Here is a 20,173-nt window from a genome sequence, read left to right as displayed (position 1 = left end):
GAGATCTCAGTAGGTACGCTCATGGGTCTCGCTCCGTTCTCCCCGTGCACGGTCCCCCACAAGTCCGCGCGAGTCGCGATGCTAACAGGCGCGCATGTACACGCAGAGGCCACCGGGCAACGCCCAGGCGGCGAGCTCAGCCGCCGGCTGGCGGACCAGCGGATATAGCACTTCGGCTGGTGATCCGGCGCCACACCGGGTCGACATGCTGGACGCGCTCGGGATGCTGTGGTCGATGCCGGACGCGCGGTTCGAGGCCGGCCTGGACTGGGCGCGGGTCTGGGCAAAGGGGCCCGGCAGGAGCCTGGCGGCCGTTGCGCAGCAGCCGGTCGCCCGACCCCTGGCGGCACACCCGGCTGCTCCACGCCGAGAAGTACCCCAACCCTTGACGCCCTCCAGGAGCCGGAACGCTGCGGTGGCTGCTGGCAGGGATCAACAAGGTTGAGGGGTGACACGGGAGCGGTTCACGCTCCTGCCGGGATGGCCGCCAGGGTCGCCCTCGCGACGTCCCGGGCCGACGCCTCGCAGTCGGGGTAGGTGTCGCGCTTCAGGTACACCCGGATCACCAGGTTGCCTGCGCGTACGTTGAGCTGGCATTTGGGGCCGGTGGTGGTGGCGTCGAGCCAGTCGGCCTGGTCGCCGAAGCCCAGGCCGGTCTCGGGCCGGTTGCCCGTCCCGCCGAAGTCCTGTTCGGCAGCCCGGGTGCCGTTCTGGGCGCGGGTCGAACGGTACATCTCCCAGGAGACGATGCCGCTCTCGTCCGGGACCGGATCGCCCTGGGTGAGGGGGGCCACGGGGAACCAGTGACACTCGGTCTTGGCGTGGTTCCCGATGTTCGTGTCCGATCCCTTGTCCGCCTGCAGCTGATCCTTCATCGGAATAACGGGCGCCATCTGCGCGCAGGTCGGCATCGTGTAGTAGGCGTCGGGCGGTTCGCTGCCGCTGCCTTTCTGGCTGGGCATCAGGTAGCCGCCGATGCCGAGTCCGGCCGCGAGCAGCCCGCCCACGACCCACCACCTGATATGGCGTGGGGCGCGGGGACGGGGCGGTGGGACGGGGAGGTCGGGCACAGTGCGCAGCGCGGTCGGCGGGGCGGCCGCGGTGGGCGGCGCCGGGTACTCGGCCCCGCCGCTCAGCAGATGCTCGGCGCGGGCCCGCTGCGCCGCCACCATGAGCTGCACGGCGGGTGGCCACGGCTCGGTCGATGGGAGCACCGGCCCGAGCAGGGCCAGTAGTTCGGCCGGCATGGGGCGGTCGGCCGGCTGCTTGGCCAGGCAGCGCGCGACGATCCCGTGCAGGGCCGGCGGCAGGGCGGTCAGGTCGGGTTCGGCGTGCACGACGTTGTAGAGCGTCTGCAGGACGGACGGGCCGGCGAACGGGCTGCGGCCGGTCGCCGCCAGCACCAGCACCGAGCCGAGCGAGAAGACGTCGCTTGCCGCGGTCAGCTCCCGGCCGTCCGCCTGCTCCGGCGACATGAACTGCGGAGAACCGATCACCCAGCCGGTGCCGGTGAGCTCGGTGGTCTCCCGCCCCTCCGCCGCGCGCGCGATGCCGAAGTCGATGACCCGGGCCCCGTCCTCGGCGAGCAGCACGTTTTCGGGCTTGAGGTCGCGGTGGACCAGGCCGGCCCGGTGGATCTCCGTCAGGGCCGTTGTCAGGCCGACCGCCAGCCGGTGCAGTGCCGGTCCCGGCAGTGCGCCGGCCTTCCCGACGGCTGCGGCGAGCGACGGGCCGGCCACGAACACGGAGGCCAGCCAGGGCTGTTCGGCGTCCGGGTCGGCGTCCAGCACCGCCGCCGTGTACGCCCCGGAGACCCGGCGGGATGCGGCCACCTCGCGCCGGAAGCGGGCCCGGAAGTCGGGCTCGGCCGCGTGCCGGGCGTGCACCAGCTTCACCGCTGCCGGGCGCCCGTCCGGTGTGACGCCGAGCAGCACCCGGCCCATGCCGCCCCGGCCCAGTTCGGCGAGCAGCACGTACGGTCCGGCCTGCCGGGGCAGTTGGTTCTCTCCGCTCACAGGGCCGCCACCGCCGCCAGGCCCTGGCGGGCCATGTCCTTGGCGAGGTTCTGGCAGACCGCCCCCGTCGGGTAGTGGACGCCCTTGACCATGATGAACATCTCCAGGTTGACGTCCCGAACGTACAGCTCGCAGTTGGCGTCATCGGGGGTGGCATACCACATGCCCTCCTCGCCGACACCGAGGTTCGGGTCGCGCGGGGTCTTGGCGCCGAGGTACATGCCCTCGTAATGCTGCTTCGCGAGTTGGGCACCGGTGAGGCCCCCCGGTCGGGAGAGGAAGAGGTCCCAGTAGACCTCGACCTCGTCGCCCGCGCGGCTGTTCCAGACGCAGGAGTTCGCCGGATGCTGCTGCCCGTCCGGGCCGGGCTCCTGGCCCACGCCGTCACTGTTGCCGCTGGGCATGCCGAAGTCGGCCGGAGCCTTGATGCTGCGGTCGGCCTGCGCGCAGGTGGGGACGGTCTTGGTGTACTTGTCGGCGACCTCGGCGAGCGGGGTGCTGCCGGGTGTCGGCACGGGGTCGGGGGCCACCGCCTGGTACACCTTTTCCGGGTCGGCTGTCAGCACCAGGGCCGCCACTGCGGCGAGCACCACGCAGGACGCGATGACGGGGACGAGCCAGCGGGGGCGGCGGCGCGGGGCGGGGGGCGGCGCGACGGGGGCGGTCATGGTGGGGGCGGTGGCCACAGAGGCGGTCACCGCCGGAGCAGGGGCGGTCATGGTGGGGGCGGTGGCCACGGAGGCGGTCACCGCCGGAGCAGGGGTGACCGGGGGCGCGGCCTGAGCGAGCCGGGCCGCGCTGCTTCTCTTCTCTTCGATCTGCGCGTACACGCTCGCCGGCCACGGGCGTCCGGTCGGGGCCAGCGGGCCGACCAGCTCCAGGAGCTGGCTGGACGTCGGCCGATCGGCCGGCTCGTTCGCCAGGCACGGGTCGACGATCCGGCGCAGCCCGGCCGGTACCGCGGCGAGGTCGGGCACGCCGTGCGCGACGGCGTGCATCACGGCGAGCGGCGAGTCACCGGCGTACGGGCTACGGCCGGTGGCGGCTGTGACGAGTGTGACGCCGAGCGAGAAGACGTCGCTCGGCGGCCCCGGCTGCTCACCGCGCACCTGCTCGGGCGACATGAACGCGGGCGAGCCGATCACCGCTCCCGTGCGGGTGAGCACCGTCTGGTGGTCGGCGGCGCGAGCGATCCCGAAATCCACCACCCGGACGCCGTCGGCCGTCAGCAGGACGTTCGACGGCTTGAGATCCCGGTGCACGAGCCCGACCCGGTGCACCTCCCCCAGCGCCTGCGCGAGCCCGGCAGCGAGCAGGCGCACCGTCTGCTCGGGCAGCGCCCCGCCCGCCTCCAGCGCCTCGGCGAGGGTCGGCCCGGCGAGGAAGAGCGAGGCGAGCCAGGGGGTGGGCGCATCGGGGTCGGCGGCGATGACGGGTGCGGCGTACGCCCCGGAGACCCGGCGGGATGCGTCCACCTCCCGCCGGAAGCGAGAGCGGAACCCGGGGTCCTCCGCGAGGTCGGCGTGCACCCGCTTGATGGCGACGAGCCGCCCGTCCGGCGCCACCCCGAGCAGTACCTGCCCCATGCCGCCCTGTCCGAGCACCCCGGCCGTGCGGAACGGTCCGATGTGCGTCGGGTCGTGAGATGCCAGTGATTGCACGCCAGGTCCCCCTTGCCGTGAGTCTAATGCCTTGCCGGTTGGCCGCCTGCTCGATGGGTCCCGAGCAGGCGGCCAACTCCTTTCACGCAAGGCAAAGTTGATCCCAATCGATTGCTCGCGCGGCTCGCGCGACCTGACGGAGGCCCAGGTGCTACCTCGGCCAGAGATGTCCAACTCCGTCCACATGCGTCCACCGGCGGCCATAACAGCTGGTCCCAAAATGGCCCCAAGGCCCAGCAACGACCCCGGACACACCGAGCAACAGCACTCCAACCACCACCTGCAGCATCCCGCTGACGCCACCCGAGACAACGGCCTACGGGGTCGCCTGCTGCGGGGCATCCCGGATGCGGATCAGAACTGCCTACCCACTGGCTACGTGCCGTGATCCCCCTGGCGGCGTGTCGGCAGGGCGTCCCACCCCGCACGCCCTGCCGACACGCCGAACAGGCCAGCGAACCTTGGTGCCAGAGAACACCGAGTGCAAGGAGAGGTTCGTGGGACAGCGTCCCCAGCGAGGCAGGGTGTACCGGCGGTGCGGCTGCTCGGACAGCAACGGCAAACAACTGGGGTCGTGGTGTCCGCAGTTGGCCGCGGACGTGAAGCACGGGAAGTGGACATACTGCGTCGACCTCGCCCCCGACGAGGGACAGCGCCGCACCCGCCGACGGGGCGGGTTCGCCACCCGGGCCGAGGCCGCACGGGAGATGGCCGCAGTGCTGGACGGCGAGCTGCGCGGAGTCTACGAGAACCGCCGCACCACGGTCGCGAGCTTCCTGCGGGAGTGGCTGGTCCTGCAGAAAGTGCGGCTGGCGCCGAAAACGTACGCCTGCTTTGACCCGCCGCTTCGTGGGGGCACATCAGGGATCCGTCGGGGGCGGCCGCGACCTGAGGTGGAGTTCTACGGGCGGGAAGATGGGACTCGGGCCCCTCCCGCTCTGCGGTCGGCCAGGTCTCTCTTTTGGATCACCGGGCGGCGGGAGCCACCGCCTTCGTGGCCCGGCTCCCCGACGGCCGACCGCCACTCCGGTCTTCCCGGACCCGGGTGGCCCGCTGCCCTGGGGATGGAACAGCAACCACAACCAGTGCTGCTGGCGGACGATCGGGCCGGACCCCGAGAAGTGGCCGGTGACGGTGTTCTTCGAGAATCGGCTCGATCATTTCGACGGCGGTATTCTCGTCCTCTTCTGTCTTCGTCGTACCGCGGTCGGTGGTCGCTCTCGGCGTCAGCGCCGGGAGCATGGGCTGTGGGGTCGGTGAAGGTGGGCATCGTTGCGGGCAGGGGTGGGCTTCGCAGCCCGCCGTCCGGGCACCGCGAGTCAGATACCGCCCTTGCGCCACGGGCCTTCCTCCCACTGGCCATCACCAGGATCCTGGAGACGCACGCGGTACCGCTGGTCCGCGCCGACCATCTGGGTATAGGTGGGACCCGACATGACGGTATCGGCGTTGTAGGAGGCGCCCTTGAAGATCTGGATCCCGAACCCCCAGCCGTTGGCCGGGTCGGCCTGCGCCCACACCGCGTGGCACGCCTTGGAATAGCGCAGCCATGCGCGGACGCGCGGCTCGGAGCCCCTGGGGATTTCGCTGCCGGGAATCGTCCTCGCGTCCGCCGCACACCCCGTCGACTTCGGGTTCTTGCCGTCGCAGGCGTTGCCGTGACACGTCACCGCGGCCTGTGCCGGGGCGGGCGCCAGGAGGGTCGGTGCCACCAGCACGGCGGCAGCGAAGACCAGGGCTGAGGTACAGGCACGAAGCAGGCGCACGGACGCTCCTTCCGACAAGGTTCCGGCGGAACCGCTCACTCCCATGTAGGTACAGGCAGTCGACTGATCCGCAAACAGAGGAACCTGGGATTCACTGGAACGGGGACACCAGGCCCGCAGGCTGGCACCCGCACCGAACGGCAGCGCCAACTCTGCCGCCGCACAGCCGGACGCAGCCGCTACAAGTGCCGTTCGGCCGCCAGTTCGGAGTACAGGCCGGCGAGGCGCAGCGGGACTTTCAGCGGTCGGCAGTCGGCTGCCGTTCAGGACGGCGTCCACCGTGTAGCTGGCCAGCGCGAGGTGCGCGGCAAGGTCGCCCAGGCCGCAGCCCACGTCCAGGGCGCGCCCGCCACCGTCGGGGGCGGGCGCGTGCTCGGCGAGCGCGCTCTGCTCCTGCGGGCGCAACGCACTGAAGACGATGCCGTCGGTGTAGCGCCGGTCCGAGTGGGCGGCGGTGAGCTGCGGGGTGGTCATGGATCTCCGTGGAAAGTCGGGGGCCGGGAACGGGCGGCGGTGCGGCTGCTACGCCGCGGGGGTGGTGCTGTCGGGGCGGGAGGTGGTGACGGCGGTGGTGGTGCGCTGTGCGGTGAGCAGGACGGCCGCGAGGGTGCCAGCCTCGGTGATCCAGCCGTCGCCACACATCGCCACTGCCTCCGTCAGGGGGATCCAGCGCAGTTCCATGTCGGCCTCGCTCACCTCCCGCTGGTGCTCACCGACGGTCAGGCCCGTGGCGAGGTAGAGGTGTTCGCGGGTCTGCGCCCCGGCCGGCATCCGCCGCGTCGAGTGCCGGCACGCGCACCCCGTCGACCGACTCGGTGTACTCGTACGTCCCCAGGCTGCCGTCCGCACGCCGGACTTCGTCGCGGCGCACCACCAGTCGGCATCCCCTGTACACGACGGTCGACGATTCCGTGGTCCAGCCCTCGATCATGTTCGTCTCCTTCTTCTGGCCGGGTTGTGCCGGCTCGTGTTTGACACCGTGCGCTCACCGGCCGTACGGCTCGTCTCGGACGCCGCGCCTTCTTCCACGGCGGGTCGGCTGCACCGGGGCGGTGTTCTCCTCGTCCGGGCGGGGTCGGGTGCGGTTGTAGGTTCCGTGACTCCGTGAGCACGGATCCCTGCGCATTCGCCGACATCCGGGCACGGTGAGCAGCGGCGGTGTCGACGGATCTTGAGCATTCGGGGTCTTCAGGGTGATCAGGCCGGTGACAGATGGTGAGTTTCGGCGTCCCGCACGCTGACGACGCGGGTGGTCCCAGCGCTGCCATGGGCCCGAGGCGAACGAAGAACCGGGACGTGGCCGTGCACCCGCCAGAGCACGTTCGGGTGTATGTCGACGCGCGGACATTGCGGTCGGCCACAGGGTACGGATGATTGACCAGGTGGCGGTTCAGGTCGACGTCGAGCGTGGCTACGCCACCGGCGCGGCCGAGTTGCCAACCACCGGCCTGTCACCGTCACCGAGCGCCCCGACGGACCCGAGGTGAGCAGGAGGAGCTTGACATGCCCGTAGCCAACGCCGGGGCGGACGTATTGATCGTGGGTGGTGGGCCAGTCGGACTCACCGCCCGGGCGCTTCTGGAGCGCTGGGGTGTGCGGGCACTGCTGGTCGAGAAGCACCGCAAGCTGTCACCGTTTCCCCGGTCCCGGCTGGTCAACGTGCGCTCGATGGAGATCTTTCGCCAGCTCGGGCTTGCCGACAAAATCACGGCCGACGCATTCGCACCGGAATACGGCCGCGTCCGCTTCCGCGACACCCTGCGCGACCGCGACTTCGCCACCGCGGCGATGGTCGGGGTCAACGCGCCGGTTCCGGAGAGCCCCGCAATCGGCGTGGTCACCTCGCAGGATCGGTTGGAACCCACGCTTCTCGCCGCCGCGGACGCGCACATGCGGTTCGGGGTCGAGCTCGTCGACCTGGCCGAGGAAGCCGAGAGCGTCGTGGCCTTGCTCGTCGACCACCAGCGCGGTGAGAAGGTTCGCGTCCGTGCCCGCTATGTCATCGCCGCTGACGGCGCGAGCTCCACGGTCCGGCAACGGCTGGGAATCGACACCACCGGCCCCGGAGCGATCGGGGACTTCACCACCGTGGTGTTCGACGCCGACCTCGGCCGCTGGTGCGCCCGCCAGCCCGCCGGGGTCTACTTCACCGCGCACGGAACGTTCCTCCCGCTCTACCCCGAGGGAGGCTGGGCCTGGTTCGTTCCCACGCCCGAAGACGCGGCTCGGGCCGACTGGCCCGGCCTTGTCTCGCGCGCCCTCGGCGCCGACTCCGACGTACAAGCCGACGTGTTGCGGGTTCAGCACTGGGTGATGAACGGGTTCGTCGCCGAACGCTTCCGCCACGGCCGGATCCTGCTGGCCGGCGATGCCGCGCATGCGGTGCCCATCATCGGCGGTCTGGGCATGAACGCCGGCGTCGCCGATGTACACAACCTGTGCTGGAAACTGGCGGGCGTTCTCCAAGGGTGGGCCGAACCAAGCCTGCTGGAAACCTATGAGACGGAGCGACAGCCCGTCGCCCAGCAGACTCTCCACCAAGCCGTGGCCAACACCCAACTGCTGCTCCAAGTACAGAACCGGCGCCGCGAGCAGCTGCGGACCGGCGAAGCAGCACCGGCACAGGTCGAACTTCCGTGGTCGGAGCAGTACTTCGCCCAGCTCGGTCTCGTGCTCGGCGTCACCTACCACTCTGCCGCCGTCCTCACCGACGACAGCTCCCCACCCGAGCCGTCCGACCAGGGCACGGACTATGTCCCCACCGCAGAGCCGGGCCATCGTGTGCCACACCTCTGGCTCACCCGCGACCGCTCCACCCTCGACACCCTCGGCGAGTGGTTCACCTTGCTCACCCCGGACCCCATTCACTGGGAGCAACAGACCGCCGCGCCATGGCCGCTGCACATCGAGGCCCTTCCCATTGAGCACACCGATCTCTGCGGCCTCCGGCCGCACGGAGCACTACTCGTCCGACCCGACGGCCACATCGGCGCCCGCTGGCGGGACCGCCCACCGAGCGATGCCACCCTCCACCGCGCCCTCACCGCAATCACCCGCTCGACAGCCCCCTGGTAGCCCGGCGCCCGATGACGCGAACCACCGCCGATCTCAGAGGGCGGTATATGTTGCGGGAGATCGTCAACGCCCTGCTCCACCAGTCCCGCACCGGCTGCCAATGGGACTACCTCCCCCACGACCTGCCCTCGACCGGCGCGGTGAAGTACTACTTCTACAAGCGGGGCGACGACGGCATCGACCAGGTCATCCACGACCTCCTGCGCCGACAGGTCCGCGAGCGCAGGGGCCGATCAGCCGACCCGAGCCTGATCGTCCTCGACACCCAGAGCCTGCACGCCGGCGCTGGCGTCCCCGCCGACACCACCGGCCGCGACGCCCGCAAGAAAGTCCCAGGCCGCAAGCGGGGCCAGGCAGTTGACGTGCTCGGCCTGGTGATCGCCGTGGTGGTGCTGGCCACGTCCGCCCACGACAACGCCGTCGGCATCGCCCTGATAGACAAGGTCGCCGCCGACACCGACACGGTGAAGAAGACCCTCGTGGACCAGGGATTCAACCCGCCGTCACCCGCCACGGGCAGACACCCGGCATCGACGTCGAAGTCGTGCCGCCCACCCGGCGGACACCGCGTTCGTCCCCCTGCCCAAGAAAACACGAAGGCCGTCCCCACCATCAGGCGGAGACGGCCTCTGACCTGTGGTTAAGCAAGTCGGGACGACAGGATTTGAACCTGCGCCCCCTTGACCCCCAGCCCGAGACAGTGGCCTGCAGGTTCGCCTGCTGCGGGGCATCCGGGAGCGGATCAGAACCGCCTACCCGCCGACCACTCGCCGTGATCTTCCGAGCGGCGTGCCGTCCTGCGCGTGTCACATCCGAGCAACCGCAGCGTGCTTCACGCCCTGCTGTGCACACTCTCCCGACACGCCGAGCGGGCGGCGAACCTTCGTAGCAGAGAACACCGAGTGCAAGGAGGGGTTCATGGGACAGCGTCCACAGCGAGGCAGGGTGTACCGGCGGTGCGGCTGCTCGGACAGCAACGGTAAGCAACTGGGCCCGTGGTGCCCGCAGCTGGCCGCGAACGTGAAGCACGGGAAATGGACGTACTGTATCGACCTCGCCCCCGACGAAGGGCGGCGCCGCACCCGTCGGCGAGGCGGGTTCGCCACCCGGGCCGAGGCCGCACGGGAGATGGCGGCGGTCCTGGACGGCGAGCTGCGCGGAGTGTACGAGAACCGCCGCACCACGGTCGCGAGCTTCCTGCGGGAGTGGCTGATCCTGCAGAAAGTGCGGCTGCCGCACTGCGCCAGGCCCGCCAGAGCGAACACACCCCGCCGTGCTGACGCGTCCTGCACCGCGTCACCTTCGTCAGCCGCAAACTCCCCGGAGTGATCCCCGCCGACGCACCCCGCTTCGGCCTGGAGAAGGCCGTGCGCGCCGTGGACATCTCCAGCAGCTTCGAACTCGTCCGCCGCCTGGAGCCCTACGTCGACCCGGCCGCCCAGGACACCGGCGAACTCGCCCGCCAAGTCCGCGAAGCCATCACCCTTCACCTGCCCGAACTCACCGACCACACCGACCAGATCACCCGCTTCATGGCCGACTACTACAGCCTCGCACAGCCCCTCCCCGCACTGTCGCCGGCCACCCCGGCCGGCGGCAACCGGAAGGACAGTCAGGCAGGCGGCCCGCCGCACCGCCACCGGGTCTACCCGCGCAGGTGCAGCGTCGGAAGCGACTGCCGCTCCGGCCCGACACCGCGCTGCACCGGCACCGGAACCCGGCAGCCGACCGCGCACCCCACCGTGCCCCGGCCCTGCGCCCCGCCCCGCCCCGCCCCGGAGAATCCGGGCTTGCAGCGGACGTACTCCTCACCCGCGACTTCTTCGAAAGGGTCGCCCTGCCCGGAGCGAATCCCACGCCTCCGGCCTGCCGGGTCACCGGCGGCCCGGCCACCCAGGGTGTCCGGACCTGACTACCTGGCCCGCCAGGCATCACGCGCGGTCTCGACGGCGTCGACGGCGCGCAGCCATCGTCCTTCGATCCCCTCCAGTACGGTCAGCCGGATCCAGGTCCATCGGAACCACCAGGACAGTTGCCGGAACGGGATGAAGGTCAGAGCGTCCCTGATCGCCGTGTCCGCCACCCCGCCGAGTCCTTCCGCTCGCAGCGCCGCGTAGATGCCGGGAGTCAGACGGCCCGAAGTTCGGGCGAGGTCGCCTGCGGCCACGCAAGCCAGCTGCCGAACCTTGAACCGGTCGGCTCCCAGAGCACGCTCGACCCTCGCCGCGACGGCCTCGAAGTCGTCGCTCGCGAAGACCAGCTCGATCACCTCGGTACCGACGTCGGGGTCGCTCCGATCGAGGGCGGCATCGACCGCGGCAAACCTGGGATCGATCCCGCCCGAGGTCGGGTCCGGCATGGCCGGCGTGCCCTTCCTGCTTCGCTCACCAAGCCCTGCCCACTCCTCGCCGGGCGTCTTCGCGGGGTCCGGACCCGCTCCTTCCTGCATGGTGTCGCCTCGGACGGGCCGGTCAGGAGTGGGCGCCCCCACCCGGGTCGCCTTCGGCTTCGGTCGTGAGGGATCCGCCGTTCCGGATCCGGTGCGCCATCAGGCTGCGGAGGGCGCGAAGGTGGGGCGTCTCGCCGGGCAACGCAGAGATCGTTTCCCCGGTGCGGAGGACGACGCCGACCTCGTGGTCGGCCGTGGTGACGTGGTGGATGTCCCGCCATGGGTACGCCGTACCGTCGACGGTCAACGCGGTGGCGCTCAGGGTGAATTGGCCGTAGGTGACCGACTCTCCCCGGTCGAGTCGCTCCTGGGTCCGCGGGACTTCGTAGGCCGCGAGCAGCTCGGCGAAACGGTCCACCTCCCGCTGCCCGAGGAATCCGAGCAGTTTGGTGCCGGCGGGGGAACGCAGCTCCAGGCAGCGGTGGTAGGAGGTTCGTGAACTGCTCCCGTGGCCACTGCTGCTCCTCAGGGCCTGCATGAACTCGAAGGGGACGACGTCCTGCCAGGAATGGGGTTCGCATCCCCGCTCGGAGGCGATGACCATGCCGGACTCGTACCCGTACACGATGGGCGCCCTGGCGGTGTCGCGTCTGTCGCGTCGGACCGTGAGCACCACGACGGCCACCGCCGCGACAAGGAGGACGACTCCCACCAGGCTCGGGGCCGACCCGAAGCCCGTGGCCGCCACCAGGGCGACCCCGAAAACGATGAGCAGGACCGCGCCCATGCACCCGCCGACGAAGACGGCACTGCCCGGCATCTTCTTCCTGGCGACGAACGAACCGAACCCCTCCGCTTCGGCCACGCTCCGTGCCTCCGGCGCATCCTGCTCCGGCTCAGGTGCGTAACCGTCGCGACCAAGCCGAGCGAGGTCCCGTTCACCGTCCACCAGCCCCCACGCCGCCCCCGCGGCCGTCAGCGCGGACAGCACGATGCCGACCCACAGGAGCTTGTAGTCCTGGTCCGCCCTCCCCAGGTCTCCCGGGTGGGCCGGGTCGACCCGCAACGTCACGGGAAGAGACCCCCCGAAGTTGCCGTCGCCGAGGTACTCCCGCCCGTTCACGACGTAGGAGTAGTGGCACTTCTGCCCGTGCTCACCGGAGTCCTCGCACTCCACCGTCAGGGCCTGGACCCGAAGCGTCGCGGTGTCGTCGAGCTCACGGCCGTGGAACCAGACGCTGAGGGTCAGCGCGAAGGCCACCGCCGCGACGCACAGCATCAGGACCCAGACGAAGGCGAGGACGGCGGTCGCCCGCCTCTTCACCTCGTCGGCCGGCACCTCGCATATGCGCCGGGGCCACGCCACGGCCACCGCGACGAGGCCGAGGCCCGTGATCAGCCAACCCGCTTTCCACTGCGGCGAGAACCACGTCCCCGACGCGGTGGTGAGAGCCCCGGCCACCACCACGCACACCGCGGCCACCGCCGCACCGCGCACCGGACCCGGCTCGGCTGACTTCCCCGTACTTCCCTGATCGGCCACAGGATCTCCAAGGTGAGTGCACATCGCCGGGCCTTCGCGGGTGCCGCGAGCCGGGGTACCGATCTCAGGCGTTTCAGCGCGACCAGGCGCAACAGGTCAGATTCCCGGCGGCTCTCGACTTCTCCTCGACCGCTTCGCCGCTCACCCCAATGCCCCTCCGTCGTAAGGCAGTTGTGGCGGCCTGGCGCTCGGACAACAACGCGACTCGCCGTCACGGACACTACTGGAAGCCATGCCAATGGTGGAAGTGGTTCCAATACCAGGCGAGTGTGAAGTCGCCCCCGTGGCAGCGAAAGAGTCCTCCCGTAGGAGCCGTGCACACGGTTCGACCGGGCCCCACAGCCCGAGCAGTCGGCCCCGTCGACGGTCGACCGCGTCTCCACCCGCACCACGGAACCTGCCGGGCCCCGGAGCGTCGGCGCGCTGCCGAGGTCGCCGGTCTTCGGCTGGACCACGGAACGTAGCACACGCACCGTTTCGAAGATCGACACGACCTGCAAGCGATCACCGTCACACTCGATCCAGCCTCTCCCGATCTCCAAACGGCAAGGTCGGACGCCCAGTTGGTGTTCTCACCGCCCACACCATGGCACCGGGGACTACCCGACGGAGCATCTCGGGCGGGTGCGGGCACCCCCGGTACGGCTGGCGTCGTGGGCGGGTGCTTCCCGTCCGGGACGGCCGCCGGGCGCCGCGGTGTCAGCGTGCGAGCGGCTCGCGCGCGATACGTCCGTGCGGGCGGGGCGGGATCGCGTCCTCGATGAGGGTGCCCAGCTCCACGTCCTCGGGCTCGTAGAGCCAGGCGATGAGCCCTCCGAGCGCGAGCGCGAGGAGCCACTGTGCCGCTGTGCGCACCTCGTCCCGCGCTGCCGGTCCAACCGCTGCAAGGTCGCGCTCGATGCTGGAGAGGCTGTACTCGAGTCGTCCGGTCATCAGGGCGTGCGCGGGATGGGAGGGCGTGGTGGCCTCGCACATGAGCACGATCTCCGCGGCGGCCTGCCAGCGGGGGCGGGCCAGGAGCGCCGCGAGTCGGCTACCGGGGTCGGCTTCGTCCGGTGCGGGGGTCGTGAGCTCGGCGATGACCAGGTCGAGGAGGGCGCGCTTGGTCGGGGCGATGTGCACCAGCGCGGCCTTGGTCAGGCCGGCCCCGTCGGCCACGGCCTGCATCGAGGTGCCGTAGTAGCCATGGGCCGCGTAGAGGCGGGCCGCGCTCTCGAACGCCCTGACACGCGGCGCCGGTGCCGGCCGCGTGGCCGCCTCCTCGGTCGGCGGGGCGTCGGGCGGACGCACCGTGGGCGGGGGAGCGGCGGGGATCCCGTGCCTCGTCAAGTCGTCCTGGTAGGCGCCGAGCAGGCCGGGGATGTCGATCCGGCCGGGGAAGTACAAGGAGAGGATCTGCAGGCCGTCCCACGCTGCGCCGAGCCGCTGGGCGGCGAGCTTCACCGATCGTTCGTCGCCGCCGAGGCCGCCGAGCAGTCGGACGCCGAGCCGCTTGCTGATCCGGTGGCGGGTCCGCATGAGCTCGTGGCCCGGGTGCTCGGGGCTGGTCGCCTCGCCGATCAGGGCGGTGAAGAGCGGGATCCACCCGGCCTCGGCCTCGTTGCGCCGGGCCACCTCTGCCACGGAGAGGGGCCATTCCGCGCCGCCCGCGCCGTCCGCGAGCCAGTTCCCGTGCTTGCGGTCGAGCCGGTCGACGAGCGCGGTGAGGATCTCCTGCTTGGAGCCGAAGTGACGCAGCAGTGCCGGGTGGGAGATTCCCGAGGCGGCGGCGATGTCGCGCAGCGAGGTGGCCCGGTAGCCCGCTTGGATGAACAGCTCGTGGGAGGCGTCCAGGATGCGTTCGACGCGCTCGCGCCCGGTCCGGTAGCTGCCCCGCTTCATCGCCATCGCTCCAGTATCGCGCCTGTGTCACCTCTCCAATTAATACCGCCAGCGTGGTAACTTTTCGAGCCGAGGGCGGACCTGTGACCGAAGGAGACCGGTATGACCGGCTTGCGCGAGGATTTCCTCTGGGGAGCTTCCACCTCGCCGCACCAGATCGAGGGCAACAACGTGAACGCGGACTGGTGGGCGACGGAGAACGCCCCCACCTCCCCGTTCCCCGACCGCAGCGGCGACGCGGTCGACAGCTACCACCGCTACGCCGAGGACATGAGGCTGCTGGCGGACGCCGGGCTGAACGCCTACCGCTTCGGCTTCGAGTGGGCACGGATCGAACCGGCGGACGGGCACTTCTCGCGGGCCGAGCGGGACCACTACCGCCGGATGGTCGACACCGCCCACGAGTTGGGCCTGGCACCGGTCGTCACGCTCCAGCACTTCACCCTGCCCCGGTGGTTCGCCGAGTCCGGCGGCTGGCGGCGCCCCGATGCGGCCGACCGGTTCGCCCGCTACATCGAGTTCGTCTCCACCGCGCTGCGGGACGTGGACTGGGTCTGCACGATCAACGAGCCCAACATGCTCGCCGTGTTCGCGAGCGTCCAGGAGGCCTGTCCGAGCGCCATGATGGGCCAGCAGGCCGGCGAGGCCGACACCGGCCAGGCCGGCGGGCAGGCCGCCCCCGAACTGGCGACGGCGCTGGCCGCGGTCCGCCCCGACCAGGCGCTCGGCGACACCCTCGCCAAGGTGCACCGCCGCGCCGTCGAAGTGGTGCGCGCGACGACGAACGCGAAGGCCGGCTGGACGGTCGCGCAGCAGTCGTTCACCCCCACCCCGGGCAACGAGGAGGTCTTCGAGCGCGTCCACCACGACTGGGAGGGCTTCTACCGTCGCCTCCGTCCAGGCGCACGGCGTCGCCACCACCGCGAAGCACTACGTCGCCAACGACTCCGAGACCGACCGCTTCACCGTCGACGTCCACGCCGACGAGCGGACGCTGCGGGAGGTCTACCTGGCACCCTTCGAGCGGATGGTCGACGAGGGAGCCTGGCTGGTGATGTCCGCCTACAACACCGTCAACGGCGTGACGATGTCCGCCAACCCGCTGCTGCGCGACCCGCTGAAGGACGAGTGGGGCTTCGACGGCGTCGTCGTCTCCGACTGGGCGGCGGTGCGCGACACCGAGCCGTCGGCCGCCTCCGGCCAGGACCTCGTCATGCCCGGCCCGGAGGGGCCCTGGGGCGAGGCACTCGTCGAGGCCGTGACGGCCGGACGGGTCCCGCAGAGCGCGATCGACGAGAAGGTCGCCCGGCTGCTGCTGCTCGCCTCACGCGTCGGCGCCCTGGAGAGCGGCCCCGCGGCCACCCCGGTCGAGCCCTGGGACCGCACCGCCATTGCCGACCTGCTGCGCGAGGCCGCCGCCGACGGCATGGTGCTGGCCCGCAACGACGGCACCCTGCCGGTCGAGCCCCGGGACGGACTGACGGTCGGCGTGATCGGGCAGCACGCCCTGCGCGCCCGGGCCCAGGGCGGCGGCTCGGCGACCGTGTTCCCCTACCACGTCGTCACGCCACTCGAAGGCCTGCGAGACGCCTACGGACAGGACGCCGTCACCTACGCACCCGGCCTGCCGCCGGCCGACGAACTGCACGCCTTCACCCGGGGCCCGGTGCCCCGGTGCTGATGCCCTGGCTCGACGAAGTGGCCGCCGTCGTCCTGTCCTGGTTCCCCGGCCAGGAGTTCGGCGCCGCGCTCGCCGACGTCCTCACCGGCGCCCGCGAGCCCGGCGGGCGGCTGCCCACCACCTGGCCCGCCCGCGAGGAGGACGTCCCGGTGTGGACCGTCGAGCCCCGCGAGGGCCGGCTCGCCTACACCGAGGGCCTCCACCTCGGCTACCGCGCCTGGCTCAAGCGCGAGCAGGCCGGTGGCCGCGGACCGGCGCTGCCGTTCGGCTCCGGCCTCGGCTACACCACCTGGCGGATCGACCAGCCCACCGCCAGCACCGCCGGGGACCGCGTCGTCGTGCTGGCGGACGTCACCAACACCGGCGCCCGGCCTGGCAAGCAGGTCCTCCAGGCCTACCTGTCCCGCCCGGAATCGACCGTCGAACGGCCGGTCGCCTGGCTCGCCGGCTTCACCGCCGTCCGCGCCCAGGCCGGCGAGCGCGTGCTCGCCCGCATCGAGATCGCCCCGCGGGCCTTCCAGCACTGGGACACCGACGCCCACGCCTGGACCACCGAACCCGGCACCTTCACCCTGCGCCTGGCCACCTCCGCCACCGACCCCGGCCACGCCCTCACGGTCACCCCTCCCACCGGGGCGTAACCCCGGCCCCCGCTCCCGGCCTCGCGTCTGCGCCCGGGAAGGGGTGCCCGCCGTGGAACCGAGGTCTTCTCCCTCATCGAGACCTTCTGTAACCGCAGGCGGCTGCGCAGCACCCCGAGTGGGGCTACCTCACGCCACTCGAGACCCGCCAGCGGCATCGGGGCGGGTGCCGGGGTTCGGCGACGCGCAGGAGCCGGCCGTCTATGTGCAGGGCGGGGGTGGCGGACAGCACAGCGGTGGACGCGTCCAGGGCGGCGGCGGACAGCCCGGGGTGACGGCCAGGACGGCGCGGTCGAGGAGCTGTTCGACGCGCTGGCCCAGGCGCCGGTTGAAGACTCGCACCACCAGGCGCAGGTCCGGGTTGAGTCGGGCGGGCGCGCGGGCGGCGTGCAAGCTGGCCTGGTTGTCGTCGGAGGTCAGGGCGAGCGCGGCCGCGTGCTCGACGCCGGCCGCGGCCAGGGCCCTCTCGTCGGCCTGGCCCGCTTCGGTGACCTCGGCAGTGCGCTGCGGGTCGGCGGCGAGCGCGGCGATCCGCGGTCCGTGGCAGTGCTGGAGCAAGGGGACGAGTAGGACGACGTGCTGTCCGTAGCGGTCGGCGAGTTCGACCGCCAGGCGGTGGGTGAGCGCGTCGCCGCCGCACACCACCATGTGCCCGCCGGACTGCGACGGCGCGCCGGGGGGTGCGGGGACCGGGCAGCGGGACGGGGCGGTCGCGGTCCGTGGCACCGGGTGGGGTGCTCACCCGTGCAGTCTCCTCACTCGGCCGCCCCAGGTCTCCTCCCGAGCGCGATTCGTTGATGACCCGTCACATTGAGCGGGTGAGCAGAGGGCCGCTCCGTGCCGGCTCGCGCCCGACGAAGCCGGGCCGGACCGCAGGTACCCGCACCCGTGCAGATGACAGCCGAGAGCACGCTCTCCCCCGGGCACCGGTTCCAGCGTGCCGGTGTCCATCCGCACACCTTCCTCGTTCCGATGGGCAGGCGTTGCTGCGCGATCAGCAGATTCTCGGTAGCTGCTCGCCAATGGGCAGGTCCATCACCCGGGTGGCGCCGAACGCGGTTCGAGCGACGACCATGCCGGGGTGGTCGGGGACGCATTCACCGATCACTGCCGCGCCGGCGCCGAGCGGGTGCGCGCGCATCGCGTCGAGCACGGCGTCGGCGGTCCGGCGGGGCACGAAGGCGACCAGCTTGCCTTCGTTGGCGACGTACAGCGGGTCGAGGCCCAGCACCGCACAGGCGTTCGCCACCTGCGGCGGAATCGGCACCGACCGCTCGTTGACCACCACACCGACCCCGGCGGCCAGCGCGATCTCGTTGAGAGCGGCGGCGAGACCGCCGCGGGTGGGATCGCGCAGGACGTGCAGGTCGGGGGTGACGGCGAGCATCGCCTCGACCAGGCCGCCGAGCGAGGCGCAGTCGCTCTCGATCTCGACTCCGAACTCCAGGCCCTCGCGCACGCTCATGATGGCCACGCCGTGCAGGCCGATCTCCCCGCTGACGATCACCACGTCACCGGGAGCGGCCCGCTGCGGCCTGATGTCCACGCCGGCCGGGACCAGCCCGATGCCGGCCGTGTTGAGGTAGATGCCGTCGCCGTGACCGGCCTCGACCACCTTGGTGTCGCCGGTGGCGATCTCCACTCCGGCCGCCCGCGCGGCAGCGCCGACGGCTCGCGCGACCCGGTCGACGGCGGCCATCTCCACTCCCTCTTCAAGGATGAAGCCGCAGGACAGGTAGGCGGGCCGCGCGCCGCTCATCGCGAGGTCGTTGACTGTGCCGTTGACGGCGAGGTCCCCGATGCTGCCGCCGGGGAAGAACAGCGGCCGCACCACGTAAGAGTCGGTGGAGAAGGCGAGCCGCGCGCCGCCGAGTTCCAGTACGGCGGAGTCGCCGAGGCCGGCGAGGGCAGGGCCGCCGAACGCGGGGGCGAACAAGTTGGCCACCAGCTCGGCGGACATCGCCCCGCCGCCGCCGTGCCCCATCACCACCCGGGGGTGGTCGCGCAGTGGCAGCGGGCAGGACCACCCGGAGAAGTCGGGCGCCGAAGGCGGCCCGTCGGGCGCGGTGGTCGGCAGCGCGGTGAGGATCTCGATGTCAGCCAACGAAGCTCGCCTCCTGGGGAGCGGTCGGCGCGCCCAGTCGCCGGTAGAGGTAGTAGGCCGCGCACGCCCCTTCGCTGGACACCATGGTGGCGCCGAGCGGGGTGCGCGGGGTGCAGAGCGTGCCGAAGGCCTCGCACTCGTTCGGCTTGAGTAGCCCTTGCAGCACCTCGCCGGCCCGGCACTGCGCGGGCTCGCAGGTGGTGATCCCGGAGACGTCGAAGCGGTGCTCGGCGTCGTGGTCACGGTAGCGCGGAGAGAGCCGCCAGCCGCTCTGCGGGATCACTCCGATGCCGCGCCAGGCCCGGTCGGTCACCTCGAAGACGTCTTCCAGCATGGCCCGGGCCGCCGGGTTGCCCTCGGGGCGGACGGCCCGCGGGTAGGCGTTGTCGACGGTGTGCTCGCCGCGCTCCAACTGCCGTACGGTGCGCCGGATCCCTTCCAGGATGTCGAGCGGTTCGAAGCCGGTGACCACGATCGGCACCCGGTGGCGCTCGGCCAGCGCCGGGTACTCGTCGATGCCCATCACGCTGCACACGTGCCCGGCGGCCAGGAAGCCCTGCACCCGGCAGTCGGGCGAGGTCATGATGGCCTCGATGGCCGGAGGCACCCGGACGTGCGAGACCAGCATGCTGAAGTTGCGCACGCCCTGCTTCCGGGCCTGGTGGACGGCCATGGCGTTGGGCGGGGCCGTGGTCTCGAAGCCGATGCCGAAGAAGACCACCTCGCGGTCCGGGTTCTCCCGGGCGATCCGCAGCGCGTCGAGCGGCGAGTAGACCACCCGGACGTCGCCGCCCTCGCCGCGGACCCGGAACAGGTCGCGGTCGGTGCCTGGCACCCGCAGCATGTCGCCGAAGGAGCAGAAGATCACCTCGGGCCGGGCTGCGATGGCCAGCGCTCGGTCGATCACCTCGAGCGGGGTGACGCACACCGGGCACCCCGGCCCATGGATCAACTCCACCCCCTCCGGCAGCAGTTGGTCGATACCGTGCCGGATGATGGTGTGCGTCTGCCCGCCGCAGACCTCCATCAGCGCCCACGGCCGGGTGACCGCCGCGCGGATGTCGGCCAGCAGCCCGCCCGCCAACTCCGGGTTCTGGAACTCCTCCAGGTACCTCACTGCCGCTCCTCCGTCGCGCCCGTTCCTGCCGCCGCCTCCCATGGGTCGCCGAACTCCTCCTGCAGCAGGCCGAGTTCCGCGAAGAGGTCGAGGGTCTTCCGGGCCGACTCCTCGTCCAGCCGCTGCAACGCGAAACCGACGTGCACGATGGCGTACTCACCGACCTCGAGGTCGGGCAGGTACTCCAGGCACACGTCCTTGACCACCCCGCCGAAGTCGACGACCGCCATCCGCGTCCCGTCCCTTTCCGAGATCTCCATCACCCTGCCGGGCACCGCCAGGCACATCCCTGCTCTCCTC

15 protein-coding genes and 2 pseudogenes are annotated in these 20,173 nt (G+C 71.5%); 6 read left to right on the top strand and 11 right to left on the bottom strand.

What is annotated here, in order from left to right:
• Positions 1–464: 464 nt before the first annotated feature.
• From ACZ6R9_RS13845 to ACZ6R9_RS13830, 4 genes are all read right to left on the bottom strand, one after another.
• The gene (locus ACZ6R9_RS13845) at positions 465–2,015 is read right to left on the bottom strand and encodes a serine/threonine-protein kinase (RefSeq protein WP_465538320.1); all 1,551 of its coding nucleotides are present in this window, start codon (positions 2,013–2,015) and stop codon (positions 465–467) included.
• Positions 2,012–3,862 (bottom strand): serine/threonine-protein kinase, encoded by a 1,851-nt coding sequence (locus tag ACZ6R9_RS13840; protein ID WP_465538319.1) that lies wholly within the window; start codon positions 3,860–3,862, stop codon positions 2,012–2,014. Before ACZ6R9_RS13840 ends, ACZ6R9_RS13845 begins: the two co-directional genes overlap by 4 nt.
• A 1,133-nt stretch (positions 3,863–4,995) precedes the next feature.
• Entirely contained in the window at positions 4,996–5,916 is a 921-nt protein-coding gene (locus tag ACZ6R9_RS13835) for a DUF2690 domain-containing protein (RefSeq protein WP_465538318.1), read from the bottom strand.
• A 48-nt stretch (positions 5,917–5,964) separates the two neighbouring features.
• Complete coding sequence (locus ACZ6R9_RS13830; protein WP_465538317.1) at positions 5,965–6,213, bottom strand: NUDIX hydrolase; 249 nt, start codon at positions 6,211–6,213, stop codon at positions 5,965–5,967.
• 732 nt (positions 6,214–6,945) lie between these two features.
• On the opposite strand from ACZ6R9_RS13830, the gene ACZ6R9_RS13825 reads away from it, so the two are divergent.
• Together ACZ6R9_RS13825 and ACZ6R9_RS13820 are read left to right on the top strand one after the other, a co-directional pair.
• On the top strand, positions 6,946–8,517 hold the full coding sequence (locus ACZ6R9_RS13825; RefSeq protein WP_465538316.1) for an FAD-dependent monooxygenase: 1,572 nt from the start codon (positions 6,946–6,948) through the stop codon (positions 8,515–8,517).
• 11 nt (positions 8,518–8,528) lie between these two features.
• The gene (locus ACZ6R9_RS13820; RefSeq protein ID WP_465538315.1) at positions 8,529–9,161 is read left to right on the top strand and encodes a transposase; all 633 of its coding nucleotides are present in this window, start codon (positions 8,529–8,531) and stop codon (positions 9,159–9,161) included.
• Between the two features lie 1,268 nt (positions 9,162–10,429).
• Here ACZ6R9_RS13820 and ACZ6R9_RS13815 read toward each other — a convergent pair.
• The 3 genes from ACZ6R9_RS13815 to ACZ6R9_RS13805 all read right to left on the bottom strand — a co-directional run bounded on the left by ACZ6R9_RS13815 (position 10,430) and on the right by ACZ6R9_RS13805 (position 14,336).
• Positions 10,430–10,966: a hypothetical protein gene (locus ACZ6R9_RS13815; protein WP_465538314.1), complete on the bottom strand. Its 537-nt coding sequence runs from the start codon at positions 10,964–10,966 to the stop codon at positions 10,430–10,432.
• Between the two features lie 22 nt (positions 10,967–10,988).
• Positions 10,989–12,449 (bottom strand): hypothetical protein, encoded by a 1,461-nt coding sequence (locus ACZ6R9_RS13810; protein WP_465538313.1) that lies wholly within the window; start codon positions 12,447–12,449, stop codon positions 10,989–10,991.
• Positions 12,450–13,148: 699 nt separating this feature from the next.
• Positions 13,149–14,336 carry a TetR/AcrR family transcriptional regulator gene (locus tag ACZ6R9_RS13805; protein ID WP_465538312.1) on the bottom strand — a complete coding sequence of 396 codons (1,188 nt, stop codon included), beginning with the start codon at positions 14,334–14,336 and terminating at the stop codon, positions 13,149–13,151.
• Between the two features lie 96 nt (positions 14,337–14,432).
• Here ACZ6R9_RS13805 and ACZ6R9_RS13800 point away from each other — a divergent pair.
• The 4 genes and pseudogenes from ACZ6R9_RS13800 to ACZ6R9_RS13785 form a co-directional block, all read left to right on the top strand.
• Positions 14,433–14,861, top strand: a pseudogene (locus tag ACZ6R9_RS13800) (family 1 glycosylhydrolase); the annotation flags it as partial.
• 382 nt (positions 14,862–15,243) lie between these two features.
• Positions 15,244–15,585: pseudogene (locus ACZ6R9_RS13795) on the top strand (glycoside hydrolase family 3 N-terminal domain-containing protein); the annotation flags it as partial.
• Between the two features lie 171 nt (positions 15,586–15,756).
• Positions 15,757–16,011, top strand: a complete 255-nt coding sequence (locus tag ACZ6R9_RS13790) for a glycoside hydrolase family 3 C-terminal domain-containing protein (RefSeq protein WP_465538559.1) — start codon at positions 15,757–15,759, stop codon at positions 16,009–16,011.
• Positions 16,011–16,652: a fibronectin type III-like domain-contianing protein gene (locus ACZ6R9_RS13785; RefSeq protein WP_465538558.1), complete on the top strand. Its 642-nt coding sequence runs from the start codon at positions 16,011–16,013 to the stop codon at positions 16,650–16,652. The genes ACZ6R9_RS13790 and ACZ6R9_RS13785 overlap by 1 nt, the downstream gene beginning before the upstream one ends.
• Positions 16,653–16,853: 201 nt before the next feature.
• On the opposite strand, the gene ACZ6R9_RS13780 is transcribed toward ACZ6R9_RS13785, so the two are convergent.
• The 4 genes from ACZ6R9_RS13780 to ACZ6R9_RS13765 form a co-directional block, all read right to left on the bottom strand.
• A complete protein-coding gene (locus ACZ6R9_RS13780; protein WP_465538311.1) occupies positions 16,854–17,378 on the bottom strand; it encodes an NAD-binding protein in 525 nt (174 codons plus the stop codon).
• Positions 17,379–17,646: 268 nt separating this feature from the next.
• On the bottom strand, positions 17,647–18,756 hold the full coding sequence (gene hypE / locus ACZ6R9_RS13775; protein ID WP_465538310.1) for a hydrogenase expression/formation protein HypE: 1,110 nt from the start codon (positions 18,754–18,756) through the stop codon (positions 17,647–17,649).
• Positions 18,749–19,873 carry a hydrogenase formation protein HypD gene (gene hypD / locus ACZ6R9_RS13770; RefSeq protein WP_465538309.1) on the bottom strand — a complete coding sequence of 375 codons (1,125 nt, stop codon included), beginning with the start codon at positions 19,871–19,873 and terminating at the stop codon, positions 18,749–18,751. The genes hypE and hypD overlap by 8 nt, the downstream gene beginning before the upstream one ends.
• Positions 19,870–20,160, bottom strand: coding sequence for a HypC/HybG/HupF family hydrogenase formation chaperone (locus ACZ6R9_RS13765; RefSeq protein WP_189272948.1), 291 nt, complete (start codon positions 20,158–20,160; stop codon positions 19,870–19,872). The genes hypD and ACZ6R9_RS13765 overlap by 4 nt, the downstream gene beginning before the upstream one ends.
• Between the last annotated feature and the right edge of the window lie 13 nt (positions 20,161–20,173).

This window comes from Kitasatospora sp. NPDC048662 (genome assembly GCF_055587065.1).
The sequence above is the reverse complement of the archived record's forward strand: the minus strand, read 5'-3'. Positions and strand labels throughout refer to the sequence as shown.